Consider the following 13,448-nt stretch of genomic DNA (forward strand, 5'->3'; position numbering starts at 1 on the left):
TATGAATAAACGCAGTATTAGACAATTTTGGGACATGGTGATTGCTCTTGTCCTATCCCTAATCTTGTTTTTTGTGTCTGATGAAGTAGCCATTAATTTTTTTGGGCTTGAGCTAATTATTGCCTTAATTCCTTTAATGTGGTTGGCATTGCGCCATGGCGCCCCATCAGCTATTATTAGCGGACTTTTGGTAGGAATTATCCAAGGAGTGCTTAACGGGGGATTAGATGATGGGTTAGTCTTAATCGTTCAATGGATTGCTCCCATCTTAGCAGTAGGAGTAACCGGTTTATTTGCGAAATATACACAAAAGACCTTGAACAATAAACGTTACTCTTCTACTTATTTGAATATCTTCACAGGCAGTCTTTTAGCTTTAATATTATTTATTGCTATTCGCCAATTGATTGTGCCATTTGCCTTGGGTGAAGAAGTCTTATTTGAGTTCAATAATCTTAACCATTGGCTAGGTCTTTTATTATCCTGGCTGCTATCAGCAAGTGTCCTAGTGCTGCTTGCGCGATTTATGCCACAAACAATTATTCCCAAACGCAGTAAATATCTTTCACGCAAAGAAACTTCTAGTTTATTAAATGATTAACAAAATTAATTAAAGCCCCCATCTTAATGATGAGGGCTTTTAAAAAACAGCGGGGAGGATGCTGTTTTAATCAAATCTTTAATCGATTAATGGACTTAAGCAATTAAAGTTTCTGTGATGGCAGTCACATTAATAATTTGATTCAAATTTAAAAGGAAGTGATTGGCTCCTACTTGCAGGCTAACGCTGTTTTGTGAACCAATTGGAGCCAGTACATATGCTTCCATTTCGGTCATATCCATTGTTTGATCGGGTAAATAATATTCAATGAGTATGTTTAAAGGAACTTGCTTGATATAAGCTTGATGAAGGATTCTTTCAACTTGTGCAAGGGGCATCATTTCAATAGATTCTTTGATAAGTGGAGTGGGTTGAAAGAAAGGTTGAAAAAGGGATTGGCTTACACGGCCAAGCCAGTTAGTTTGTCTTTTGATGGGTAATTCCATAAAAACCTCTCCTTTAATATCGAACGTTTGTTTGTAATTATATTATACGAACAAAGGTTCTTTTTGTCAACCTTTTTACGAACAAATTTTCGCATTTCATAATGGCTGTATTTTATTTATTTTTCAGCTTATCTTTATGTAGAGAGTGAATTGTGGTACTATATAGAACATGAAGTAATGGAGGGAAGTCATGTTAAAACAAAGGGGATTATTAATCGTTTTATCAGGCCCTTCGGGTGTCGGAAAAGGAACAGTTCGCAGCGCGATTTTTGAAGATTCAAATTGTGACTATGTTTATTCTGTTTCAGCAACTACTCGAGAGCGTCGACCAGGTGAATTAGAAGGGGTAGACTACTTCTTTATGAGTAGAGAATCATTTGAGGACTTAATTTCCCAAGAAGCCTTGTTAGAGTACGCGGAATATGTTGGAAATTACTACGGGACGCCGCTAGCATCTATTGAAGAAAATTTAGCGCAAGGACGCGATGTATTTCTTGAAATTGAAGTTCAAGGTGCCCGTAAGGTGAGAGAGAAGATTCCTGAGGGAATTTTCATTTTCTTAGCGCCTCCAAGTCTGAATGAGTTGGAGTCCCGTCTAACCGATCGTGGAACGGATTCCCAAGAAGTAATCGCTCGCCGTATGAATAAAGCTAAAGAGGAAATTGAATTAATGCGTCACTATGATTACGTGGTAGTTAATGATGAAATTTCTGAGGCGGTCGATGAAATTAATGCTATAATTAAAAGTGAACATCTAAGGGTTGAAAGAGTCATGCATTCGATCCAGGCAGATATTAATGCATATTTTGAAGAGGAGGCTAAGCAATCATGATGCTATATCCATCAATTGACGAATTATTGAAAAAAGAACCATCTAAGTATTCTTTAATAACTTTGGCAAGTAAACGTGCTAAAGAAATGGAAGATTATAAAATTATGCAATTACAAGATTATCAATCAGATAAACCTGTAGGCAAGGCTTTAGAAGAAGTTGTTGCAGGCGTATTATCCATTAAAAAATAAGAGGGCGAATAAGAAGGCTACTATGCAGATCATTTTTAATGATTTCATAGTAGCTTTTTAATAGGAGGTGAGCGAATGATCGCTGAAGTTATCATTGATATACCTACTGCACAAGTCAATCATAGCTTTGATTACAAAGTAAGTGCTGAAATGCAAGCTTTAATAAAGGTTGGTATGCGAGTGGAAGTTCCTTTTGGATATCGTAACCTAATGGCTTTTGTTGTTCATTTAAAAGATAATAGTGACTATCAAGGGGAATTAAAGGCGATTAGACGCTTGATTGATTACGAATCTTTTTTGAGTCAGGAACTAGTTGAACTTTCTCAAGTGCTTGCCGACCAACTTTATGCTTTTAGGATTTCAGTCCTACAAGCCATGTTGCCAAGTATTTTACGAGTCAAGTATCAAACGGTTGTTACAGTTAAACAGTCTGAAAAATTAGCTGAAGTGCTCGATTGTTCACCTGCAAAGTTAAATCAGCTTGGTGTCACGCGCCAATGGTTGGAAGAAAGGTTGACAGCTAGTCAAATTCGTTCATTATTAGATGAAGAAATTATTCAATTATCTTATCAGTTAATTGATAAAAAAACGCATAAGACCCTTAAGTATATCTTGCCTAATCGTTCACAGGCAGAATACCAAGACTTACTCGATCATTTAGATAAACGCAGTCATAAACAAGGTCAAGTTTTATCAGTCCTCATCGACCATCAATGGACTCAAGCCATAGAGTTCGATCAATTAGCAAAGCTGGCTCAAGTTTCTAAGGCCACCCTTAATACCATGATTAAAAAGGGGTGGTTGACGCTGGAAGAAAGGGAAGTTTATCGGCCAGCTTATCAAGTAGATCAAGCACCTCCTTCCTCAGCCAAAGCCTTATTAGCACAGCAACAAACAGCATTTGAGACTATAAAAAATCACATGACAGCTGAAGAAGCCCAAACCTTTTTATTGCAAGGAGTCACCGGATCAGGTAAAACCGAAGTCTATTTACAATTAATAGCTGAAGCCCTTAAAGCTGGTAAATCAGCGATTCTATTAGTGCCAGAGATTGCCTTAACACCACAAATGGTAGACCAGGTGATTGGTCGCTTTGGCAAAGGCGTTGCCGTTTTGCATTCAGCTTTATCATTGACCGAAAAATATGATGAATGGCGCAGAATCATTCGGCAAGAAGCGAAAGTGGTCGTCGGAGCGCGTTCTTCTATTTTTGCTCCGTTAAAAAATATCGGCATCATTATTATTGATGAAGAACATGAAACGACCTATAAACAAGGAGACAATCCACGTTATCATGCAAGAGAAGTTGCTAAATGGCGATCAAAATACCATCAGTGTCCCTTAGTTTTAGGTTCAGCCACACCTTCTTTAGAATCACGTGCTCGGGCTGAAGTTGGTAAGTATCAATTATTAAGAATGGACCAACGTGTTAATCAACAACCCTTACCACCCGTAACCATAGTGGATATGACTCAGCATTTATTGGATCAAGAAACACTGGAACTTTCTCAACTTTTAGAAGATAAAATTGCCGAAAAATTAGCGTCTAAAGAACAGGTTGTTTTGCTTTTAAATCGCAGAGGCTATGCCTCTTATGTCTTATGCCGTGAATGTGGTCATGTCATTCAATGCCCACATTGTGACATCTCTTTAACTTACCATAAGACTGGAGAAAAGCTTAAATGTCATTATTGTGATTACCAAGTAGGACTGCCAACCAATTGTCCTCAGTGTGGTTCTAAGCATTTGAGAAAACAAGGCATTGGCACTCAAAAAGTAGCCGAAAGTTTAAAGCAACGCTTTCCTCAAACACCCATTATCCGTATGGATAATGACACCACTCGACGCAAGGGTGCTCACAAAAAATTATTAAAAGCATTTGCCAGTCAAGCAGGTTCAATCCTTTTAGGAACACAGATGATTGCTAAAGGTCTCGACTATGAACAGGTAACCCTGGTTGGTGTCATTAATGCAGACACTGGTTTGAACTTACCAGACTTTAGAGCTGCTGAAAAAACCTTTCAGTTGCTGACTCAAGTAGCCGGAAGAACAGGGCGAGGCAAGCTAAAAGGCGAAGTGGTCATTCAAACCTATAATCCTAACCATTATGTGATTCAGCTAGCCAAAAAACATGATTATGACAATTTTTTTTATTACGAAATGCGAAGACGCCATATGAGCCATTATCCTCCTTATTTTTATACAACATTAATTAAGGTGTCTTCTAAAAACCGAGGCAAGGCTCAAAAAATGATCTATCAACTCAAGGATCAATTGATGGACAAAGTGAATACCCAATTAATGATATTAGGTCCCTCAACAGGAGGAATTGAAAGAATCAATGATTATTATCAATTCCATTTGCTCTTAAAATATAAAGAAGTAGACTTAGTTAAAGATCAGCTACAAACTATTCTTCTTGCTAGTCAAGAAAGCCAGGCCAAGGGAGTCTTTGTTCAAATAGACCATGAACCCCAGTATTTTATTTAGAAAGAGGTTATTGAATGAAAAAAATAATTTTTATGGGAACCCCTCCTTTTGCGGCAACCATTCTGAAAGGATTAATTCAACAAGTAGAGTATGAAGTGATTGCAGTAGTGACTCAACCAGATCGTCCAGTTGGTCGAAAACGTATTCTAACACTACCTCCAGTTAAAAAAACAGCTTTAGAAGCTAATATTCCAGTCTTTCAACCGGAAAAGTTAGCCGATTCAAAGGACTATCAGACTCTATTGAATACAGAAGCCGATTTAATCATAACGGCTGCTTACGGACAGAAAATACCACTTGCTTTATTAGAAGCACCCAGTCAAGGGTCTATTAATGTTCATGCTTCACTCTTACCTAAATATCGTGGAGGGGCTCCAATTCATTATGCAATTTGGCGGGGTGAAGAAGAGACGGGTGTAACAATTATGAAAATGACTGAAGAAATGGATGCTGGGGATATTCTCATTCAAACAGTTTTACCGATTTCTGAGAAGGATGATGTGGGCATACTGTTTGAAAAACTGGCTGTCGTTGGTAAAGAATTATTATTGAATTTCTTGCCGAAATTTTTTAATGGGGAGTATGAAGCGACTCCACAAGAATATAGCCAAGTACTATATTCTCCAACCATCAAAAAGCATGAAGAGCAGTTAAATTGGTTGCAAAGTGCGCGTGTCATTGACCGTCATATACGCGCCTTTAGACCTTTTCCAACAACCTATACCCTACTAGATGGTCAAAGAGTAAAAATCTGGCAAGCTCAACCCTTAAAAGAACTGGATGATAACATTGAAAGAATATTAACAGAAGAAATTCCGGGCCAAATTGTTGCTGCTGATGAAGAACACTTCTATGTTCGATGTGGTCAAGATTCCTACTTAGCAGTTAGTGAATACCAACCCGCTGGAAAAAAAAGGATGATGGTTAAAGAATACTTAAAAGGGACACCGGCAGAAAGTTTAATTGGTAAGATATTCGACAGTGAAAAGGACTAATAAATAATGAAAATTAAACAAAGAAGCCAAACAAAATTGAAAAACAATCTCCGCTGGGACATGCTGAGATTGTTAGATCAAATTGATAACCAAGACCAATATTCTAATATCGTGATAGATAATTATCTGGCTTCAAGTAATCGAAGCAGTCAAGATAAAAATTTAGTGGTTAAGGTGGTTTACGGTAGTGTCCAACGTCGCTTGACCTTGGATTTCTATTTACAGGATTTAGTAAAAGGTAAAATAGAAGATTGGGTACGCAGCCTATTGCGATTATCTATCTATCAAGCTGTTTATTTAGACCGCGTGCCTCAGCACGCTATTGTAAATGAAGCAGTCGAGATAGCCAAAGTAAACGGACACCAAGGCATTGGAAAATTAGTTAATGCTATTTTACGTAACTTTTTCCGCCAAGAGCTTCAGTCATTGACGGTAATCACAGAACCCTTGGAGAGACTATCGATTGAGCATTCCGTTCCGCTTTGGTTGGTCAAATACTTTGACCAGCACTTACCAGAACATCAGCTCAAAGCATTTCTTTCTAGTTTGAATCAAGTTCCTAATTTGAGTGCTAGAATCAATGGTCCAACAGCCAAACGATCACATATCATGGACCAATTAAAAGAGCAAGGGTTGGCGGTTACTAGCAGTCAAGTTTCTCCTTTTGGTTTTCGAATCACAGCAGGGGATGTCTTTAATAGTCAAGCTTATCAGGAAGGTTTGTTTACCATTCAGGATGAATCATCCATGCTGGTTGCCCCTTTAGGTAAATTGACAGGTTCTGAAAATGTTTTGGATGCATGTGCAGCTCCAGGAGGAAAAGCTAGCCATATTGCTTCACTTCTAACTGATGGACACTTAACAGCTTTAGATATTTCTAAGCATAAGTTAAGTATCTTAAAAGATCATGCCGAGCGGTTAGGCTTAAGTCATAAGATAGATTCAATAGTAACCGATGCCTTGGACTTCCAACCACTTTCTCAAACTGCTTTTGATGTGATATACTTAGATGCACCCTGTTCGGGTATCGGTTTGATGCGTCGTAAACCTGAAATCAAATATCAGAAGTCGCCTGTCGCTATTCAAGAACTGGTTAAATTACAAAAGCAATTATTTAATCATATGCTTTCTTTGCTCAAGCCAGGTGGTCGCTTAGTCTATTCTACTTGCACCCTGACTTATGAGGAAAATGAACAATTAATTGAAGAAATCTTAAAGGAAAATAGTGAGTGGCAAGTGGAGTCCATCCTAGCTGAAGAAGTTTTAACAGATAATGTAATAACTTCCCAAGGCTTTCTTCGCATTTGGCCCCAACAGCATGGAACAGATGGCTTTTTTATCAGTCGTTTTCTTAAAAAAATAGATTGAGGTGAGTTATGAAAATCACTATACATTCAAACATAGGGAGAAAGAGAAGTTCTAACCAAGATTATGCGGATTATTTTTATTCTCAAAACCAACAAATCCTTTTTATTCTATGTGATGGCGTGGGAGGCAACTTGGCAGGAGATATTGCTAGTCAACAAACGACAGAGTTTGTTGGTCGGGCATTCGAAACAATTGATTACCCTATGACCATCACCCAAGCGCATGCTTGGATGACCCAAATGACCAATCAAGTGAATACTTTCATTTTGAATCAAGCAGACCTTAATCCAGATTATGAAGGAATGGGAACGACAATTGTACTTGCAACAATTGTCGAGCAGACCATTCTTATTTGTCATGTCGGTGATTCGCGGGCTTATGCATACGGAGCGGGCCAATTAAAGCAATTAACCGAAGACCATTCTTTAGTCAATGAGTTAATTCGTACAGGTGAAATAACAGTAGAAGAGAGTATTGATCACCCACGTCGTAATGTGGTCACCCAATCCATTGGAACACCAATGGTTTTAGAACCAGCTTTTTCAGAGATTTCTCTTGATAAAGTGGAACTTCTCTTGCTTTGCTCGGATGGTTTAAACGGCATGCTTAAAAATGAAGAAATTGAACAAATAATTAATAATCAAACAGATTTAGACCGCTTAGGTGATGAACTAGTCGCAGCGGCTAATAATGCTGGGGGTCTCGATAATATTACTATTATTCTAGCCAGCGATTTTAATTTGGAGGACGAAGGAGGTGACATTATTCATGGAAATAGGGGATAAACTATCCGATCGTTATGTCCTAACTTCTGTCATTGGTCAAGGCGGCATGGCAAATGTCTTTTTAGCTCATGATTTAATTTTGGATCGAGACGTAGCTGTGAAGGTGTTACGCTATGACTTCCAGGATAATCAAGATGCGATTCGTCGTTTCCAAAGAGAAGCCATTTCAGCCAGTCAACTGCTACATCCCAATATTGTAGAAGTTTATGATGTCGATGAACATGAAAAACAGCAATATATTGTGATGGAATATGTAAAAGGTCAAGACCTTAAAACTTTTATCAAAAAGAATGCACCTGTCCCGCTAGAACTAGTTGTTTCCATTATGGGACAAATTGTAGCGGCTATCGATGTGGCCCACAAAAATCGTATTATTCACCGCGATATAAAACCACAAAACATTTTAATTACTGCAAATAATGTGGTTAAGATTACGGACTTTGGTATTGCTGTGGCTTTATCAGATACTTCGATTACTCAAACCAACACCTTGCTAGGCTCAGTTCATTACCTATCGCCCGAGCAAGCCAAGGGCAATAGTGCAACCACTAAATCAGATATTTATGCCATGGGTGTAGTTTTATATGAGCTAATCACGGGTTCTGTCCCACATGATGGTGAATCCGCAGTTTCGATTGCACTTAAACATTTTCAAGAACCCTTTCCAACTATTCGAGAGCGCTTAGAATATGTTCCTCAAAGCTTAGAGAATGTCGTCTTAAAAGCGACGGCTAAGCAAGCGAAGGATCGTTATCGTACGGCTCAAGAGATGTTTAACGACTTATCTTCTTCTCTTAGTGTCGGACGTATTGATGAAAAACCCTTTATTCCTAGCAGTCAGTTGGATGAATCAGAACAATTTAAATCCATTCAGCCCATTCCAGCCGCTGATCGTGTGTTGACGGAAACAATCGAAGGGCCTGAGCCTTTAAATGAAGAGGAGTTTCCAACTTTTGATTTACCAGATAAAAAGACTAGCCATTTAGGGTCCAAGATTTTTAAAATTCTCTTCTTTGCTACGATATTGTCCTTACTATCTTTAGCTGTCTTTTTCGCCTATCGCTTATTCGTTGCCAGTGTAATCGTTCCTGAATTGGCTGGCCTAGACCAAAAACAAGCCATTGAATTACTAGAAGAGAATGATTTAATGCTAGGCGAAAGTACTGTTGTTTGGGATGATCTTATTCCGCGCGGCCAAATTATTGAAAGTGATCCCCAATCAGGGGACCGCATAAATCGTGGCTCTAAAGTTAATTTAACCTTCTCTGACGGCAAGCCGAGAGTCAAAATCGGTGATTACCTCAATCAAAACTATGAGCCGGTCCGTCGTAAACTAATTGATGCAGGTTTTATAGTTGACTTAAGGTATTTAGCAGCTAGTCAGTCAGAAGCAGGTAAAATTTTAGAACAGAGTATTGCACCGGGTACGGAAGTCGTTCCTGGTGAAAGTTCAATTATTTTAGTAATCGGATCCTATTCTGAGCAAACGACCATGCAAGATTTTACTAATTTATCAATTGATATGGTCTATAAGTTTGCAGACACTTATGGTCTCTATGTAGAAGAAGCTTATCAATATCATGATTATCTACCTGAAGGGATTGTCATTGATCAAGACCCACTTTCAGGCTCACCCATTGCTCAAGGAGACACCATTAAGGTGACGGTTTCTCAAGGTGAAGAAAAAGCAGAAGTGTCGACTGCCACAGAAACGGTATACCTTGATTATGTCCCTAAGTATGCTGAAAATGACTACGAACAAAGCAAGCCATTACCGAATAAAATCCAAGTTTTTATAGGAGATGACCGTAATAATATCACTCAAGTTGCGCGTGAAATTGAAATCACCGAATCGCGTGAAATTCAAATCGTCCTCTATATTCCCGAAGGAGGATCCGGACAGTACCGTGTCTTAAGAGACGGCGAAATTGTCGCACAGTCCTCAGCCGTTTATCCTAATTAAGAATTTGAAGAGTTAAGAGCAGCATTACTGACTCTTAACTTTTTTTCTGAATAAATACTGACCAAAGGAGGAAATTATTTGAAACAGCTTATTACCTCACATGAAGGGATCATCTATCAAGCAGTTAGTGGCTTCTATTATGTATGGTCGCAAGGAGAATCTTTTGTAACAAAAGCAAGAGGTAACTTTCGTCACTTGAAGACCAATCCCTTAGTGGGAGATCGCGTACGATTTGTCATGGATCAACAAGATGAAAGTCAAGTGGGCAGATTAGAAGAGATCTTCGAACGAGATAACTTTTTGATTCGACCGGCTGTTGCTAATGTCGACTATGCTCTCATTGTCATGTCCTTAGTTGAACCTGAGTTTTCCTATAATTTATTAGATTATTTCCTTGTTTCGATGGAGTCTCATCGCATCCAACCCATTATTATCTTGAGTAAATATGACCTTTTAATCGAGCATCAGGGACGGGATGCAGCCAATGACTTAGTAGCAGAAATCAGAGCAATCTATGAAGTAATTGGTTATGATGTTTTTCTCTTTGACCAATCCAATGAAAAGATGCAAGCTATTCAAACCATTTTCCAACAAGGAATATATGTAATGACCGGTCAATCGGGAGTGGGAAAATCGACCCTTTTAAACAAACTGCTACCTCAAGCTGAAATTAAGACCAACCAGATATCCAGCCATTTAAACCGCGGTAAGCATACCACTCGAGAAGTTACTCTTTATCGTTTTGGTCAAGGACTCTTAGCCGATACACCCGGTTTTTCAGCTATTGATTTCGACCATTTAGAAAAAGAAGAACTGGCCGCTTGTTTCCCAGAAATTCACCAAGCAGGTGCAAAGTGTCGGTTTAGATCTTGTATCCATAAGAACGAACCTAATTGCCATGTGAAAGAGTTGGTGGCAAGTGGCATAATAAGTAACAGCCGTTATCAAAATTATTTGCAGATTTTAGAAAAAATTGAAAACAAAAAAATTTATTATTAAAGGAGAATAGTCATGAAAATTGCACCTTCAATGTTGAGCGCTGATTTTAATCACTTGTTAGCAGATATCCAGACCATCGAAAAGGGTGGAGCAGATTATCTACATATTGATATTATGGATGGCAGCTTTGTACCGAATATTTCATTTGGTCCCATGATTTTTAAAGGATTAAGATCTCATAGCCATATGGTTTTTGATTGTCACATGATGGTGGATCAACCGGAGCGGTATTTGGAAATGGTTGCTGATGCGGGAGCGGATATTATCACCGTACATGTGGAAGCGACCCAACATATTCATTCAGTCTTACAAAAGATAAAAGCCTTAGGAAAAAAAGCGGGAGTGGCTATTAATCCAGGAACTCCAGTCGAAGCGGTTTATCCTTTATTGGAATTAGCGGATTTAGTCTTGGTGATGACTGTTAATCCAGGCTTTGGTGGTCAGGCTTTTATTGAATCAACCATGAAGAAGGTAGAAAAACTAGCCAAATTACGTCAAGAAAATGATCATTATCACTATGAGATTGAAGTAGACGGTGGGGTCAATGATCAAACAGCTAAAAGTTGTATAGCAGCTGGTGCAGATGTTTTAGTAGCTGGTTCCTACATCTTTAAGCAAATGGATCTGGCTGCAGCTATCGCTTCCTTAAGACCCTAAGGCCAATTAGTATGGTGGATAAGATTATTATCTGTGCTGGGGCTCCTAATCCAGCCCTCAGCCATTTGTCTGAGGTGACAGATCAGACTTATCTCATTGGAGTTGACGAAGGGGCCCTCCAATTGGTGAAGGCAGGCTATCGATTGAACGTTGCAATTGGAGACTTTGACTCGGTCACTCCCACCCAATTTAGTAAGATTGAAGCGGCTAGTCAAGAGGTTTTAAAATATCCAGCTGCCAAAGATGATACCGATATGGAGTTGGGCCTTGAATTCGCTCTTAAACAAGACAGTCGATGTCCGGTGGAAGTATATGGCGCAATAGGTAATGGAGAGGGACGTTTAGATCATTTAATTGCTAACCTTTGGCTCGTCTTTCAAGAACGCTATTTTGCAATTATCCCCCGTTTAAGCTTTATTGAAAAAGATCAAGTGGTGCGATTTTTTAAACCAGGCAATTATTTTCTACAAGACTTGAACAATTGCCGCTACTTATCCATTATTTCAATGACGGCTGTTAAGCAGCTGCAGATTAAGCAGGCCAAATATGAACTAGGTTTAACAGATTATGCTTTTCCTCGAGCCTTGGTGTCTAATGAGTATGTCGATCAGCACAAAGTAAATCTTTCTTTTACTGAAGGTCTCTTGATGGTTATTTGGGAAAAAGGAAAATAAAGGCTTGAGTTTAAAAATAGAAGATAGGAATATAAAATTGAAGCACTTTCATTATTGTGTTAAAATTTGCTTAATAAATAATATTCGAAGTTTATTTAATCAATTTTTTATTAGGAAAGGAAGTTGATGGGATGAAAAAGCTTTTTGCTTTAATAATGATTATGATACTCATGCTACCGCCAGCTATATTTGCTCAAGAGGAGATAGTTGATTTTGAGGGACGCTATTTGACTGAAGAAAACTCAAATATTATGGGGTTCGAAATAGAAGAAGACTTATTGAAAGTAATTTTAGGCCGGTCTTACTTTGGACAAGCAGCTTTGGAAGGTGATTATTCGGACGCATTACTACAATTATATACCGAGAGCATTAATCAGGATGGGCGTTTAATGATGGTAAAAACAGATGAAGCAGCAGAATCTTTAAAAAATCAACAATATATTAACCTGCGCTTTTCTGATGAAGTTCCTATGGCAGTTGAAATTATCGTACATAATCCAACCTACAGAATAAAAGATCAAAAACTAACCATTTCTTTTGCGGATAAAGAACTTTTCAGCTTTGAACTAAATGAAGAATCTAATTTGGTGGATGAAGAGGGCAATCAATTTATGCTAAAAGAAAAAGATTAAACAAAACAAAAAAGCCTCCTAGCGCTTCATCTTGATGATGATTGGCTAGGAGGTTTTAATGTATTGATTAAGCACGTTCAACTTTACCTGATTTTAATGCTCGCGCTGAAACCCAAACTTTTTGAGGTTTGCCATCGATCATAACACGTACTTTTTGTAAGTTAGCGCCAAAACGACGTTTTGATTTATTCATTGCATGAGAGCGATTGTTACCAGATACAGCTTTACGCCCTGTGAAATAACATTCTTTAGCCATGGTTCTGCCTCCTTTTCCTTGTAACAATTTAAAAGTTACATTTCATACCAAATTAATTTACCATAATTTGACTTTTGAAGCAAGTGAATTATGATGAAATTAACTACTAATCTTAAATATCTCGTTACTAAAACTATTAAAATAGGTGCTAAGCTAAAAAATTTATGCTAAACTATGGTGGACAACAAAAAGGAGGTACTTTATGGCTATTAATATCCAAACTCCAAATGGAGAGATATCCTTAGAAAATGAAGTGATTGCAACCATTGTCGGTGCAGCAGTTACTGACAACTACGGTGTTGTAGGAATGGTAAGTAAACATTTCTTCCGTGATAATTTAACAGACATTCTTAAGAAAGAAAACTATTCACGTGGTGTTTTAATTTCTCAAGAAGGAGACAATATTTCAGTAGATGTCTATATTGTCGTTTCTTACGGGACAAAAATCTCTGTGATTTGTCAAAATATTCAACAAGCTGTTAAATACAATGTCGAGCAACTCTTGGGCTTTGAATTGGACTTTGTTCATGTCCATGTCCAGGGTGTGACTATCGACTAG

Annotated in this window: 15 protein-coding genes; 13 read left to right on the forward strand and 2 right to left on the reverse strand. The window is 38.2% G+C overall.

The features are described from left to right. Position 1 precedes the first annotated feature (1 nt). Positions 2–601, forward strand: coding sequence for an energy-coupled thiamine transporter ThiT (locus ACQV2X_RS00245; protein WP_428874825.1), 600 nt, complete (start codon positions 2–4; stop codon positions 599–601). Between the two features lie 95 nt (positions 602–696). Here ACQV2X_RS00245 and ACQV2X_RS00250 read toward each other — a convergent pair whose 3' ends face one another. Beyond that, a complete protein-coding gene (locus ACQV2X_RS00250; RefSeq protein WP_428874824.1) occupies positions 697–1,047 on the reverse strand; it encodes a hypothetical protein in 351 nt (116 codons plus the stop codon). 190 nt (positions 1,048–1,237) lie between these two features. Between ACQV2X_RS00250 and gmk the strand changes: the two genes are divergently transcribed. From gmk to ACQV2X_RS00305, 11 genes are all read left to right on the forward strand, one after another. After that, the gene (gene gmk / locus ACQV2X_RS00255) at positions 1,238–1,879 is read left to right on the forward strand and encodes a guanylate kinase (protein ID WP_428873763.1); all 642 of its coding nucleotides are present in this window, start codon (positions 1,238–1,240) and stop codon (positions 1,877–1,879) included. Next, positions 1,876–2,070, forward strand: a complete 195-nt coding sequence (gene rpoZ, locus ACQV2X_RS00260; protein ID WP_428873762.1) for a DNA-directed RNA polymerase subunit omega — start codon at positions 1,876–1,878, stop codon at positions 2,068–2,070. The genes gmk and rpoZ overlap by 4 nt, the downstream gene beginning before the upstream one ends. Before the next feature lie 75 nt (positions 2,071–2,145). Next, positions 2,146–4,560: a primosomal protein N' gene (gene priA / locus ACQV2X_RS00265; RefSeq protein ID WP_428873761.1), complete on the forward strand. Its 2,415-nt coding sequence runs from the start codon at positions 2,146–2,148 to the stop codon at positions 4,558–4,560. A gap of 14 nt (positions 4,561–4,574) precedes the next feature. After that, positions 4,575–5,555: a methionyl-tRNA formyltransferase gene (fmt, locus tag ACQV2X_RS00270; protein ID WP_428873760.1), complete on the forward strand. Its 981-nt coding sequence runs from the start codon at positions 4,575–4,577 to the stop codon at positions 5,553–5,555. Positions 5,556–5,561: 6 nt separating this feature from the next. Then, positions 5,562–6,923, forward strand: a complete 1,362-nt coding sequence (gene rsmB / locus ACQV2X_RS00275; RefSeq protein ID WP_428884823.1) for a 16S rRNA (cytosine(967)-C(5))-methyltransferase RsmB — start codon at positions 5,562–5,564, stop codon at positions 6,921–6,923. 8 nt (positions 6,924–6,931) lie between these two features. Further along, positions 6,932–7,708 (forward strand): Stp1/IreP family PP2C-type Ser/Thr phosphatase, encoded by a 777-nt coding sequence (locus ACQV2X_RS00280; protein ID WP_428873758.1) that lies wholly within the window; start codon positions 6,932–6,934, stop codon positions 7,706–7,708. Then, positions 7,692–9,671 carry a Stk1 family PASTA domain-containing Ser/Thr kinase gene (gene pknB, locus ACQV2X_RS00285; protein ID WP_428873757.1) on the forward strand — a complete coding sequence of 660 codons (1,980 nt, stop codon included), beginning with the start codon at positions 7,692–7,694 and terminating at the stop codon, positions 9,669–9,671. The genes ACQV2X_RS00280 and pknB overlap by 17 nt, the downstream gene beginning before the upstream one ends. Positions 9,672–9,749: 78 nt before the next feature. After that, complete coding sequence (rsgA, locus tag ACQV2X_RS00290) at positions 9,750–10,670, forward strand: ribosome small subunit-dependent GTPase A (protein WP_428876399.1); 921 nt, start codon at positions 9,750–9,752, stop codon at positions 10,668–10,670. A 6-nt stretch (positions 10,671–10,676) separates the two neighbouring features. Next, the gene (gene rpe / locus ACQV2X_RS00295; RefSeq protein WP_428894170.1) at positions 10,677–11,327 is read left to right on the forward strand and encodes a ribulose-phosphate 3-epimerase; all 651 of its coding nucleotides are present in this window, start codon (positions 10,677–10,679) and stop codon (positions 11,325–11,327) included. Between the two features lie 11 nt (positions 11,328–11,338). After that, positions 11,339–12,001, forward strand: coding sequence for a thiamine diphosphokinase (locus ACQV2X_RS00300; RefSeq protein ID WP_428876397.1), 663 nt, complete (start codon positions 11,339–11,341; stop codon positions 11,999–12,001). Between the two features lie 131 nt (positions 12,002–12,132). After that, on the forward strand, positions 12,133–12,633 hold the full coding sequence (locus ACQV2X_RS00305) for a hypothetical protein (RefSeq protein ID WP_428884821.1): 501 nt from the start codon (positions 12,133–12,135) through the stop codon (positions 12,631–12,633). A 67-nt stretch (positions 12,634–12,700) separates the two neighbouring features. Here the strand turns inward: ACQV2X_RS00305 and rpmB are convergent, their stop codons facing one another. Next, positions 12,701–12,889, reverse strand: a complete 189-nt coding sequence (rpmB, locus tag ACQV2X_RS00310) for a 50S ribosomal protein L28 (RefSeq protein WP_258436016.1) — start codon at positions 12,887–12,889, stop codon at positions 12,701–12,703. A gap of 202 nt (positions 12,890–13,091) precedes the next feature. Between rpmB and ACQV2X_RS00315 the strand changes: the two genes are divergently transcribed. Then, entirely contained in the window at positions 13,092–13,448 is a 357-nt protein-coding gene (locus ACQV2X_RS00315) for an Asp23/Gls24 family envelope stress response protein (RefSeq protein WP_428873752.1), read from the forward strand.

Origin of the sequence: Facklamia sp. P12945 (assembly GCF_050409485.1) — a bacterium.
In the GTDB taxonomy this organism is placed as follows: Bacteria; Bacillota; Bacilli; order Lactobacillales; family Aerococcaceae; genus Facklamia.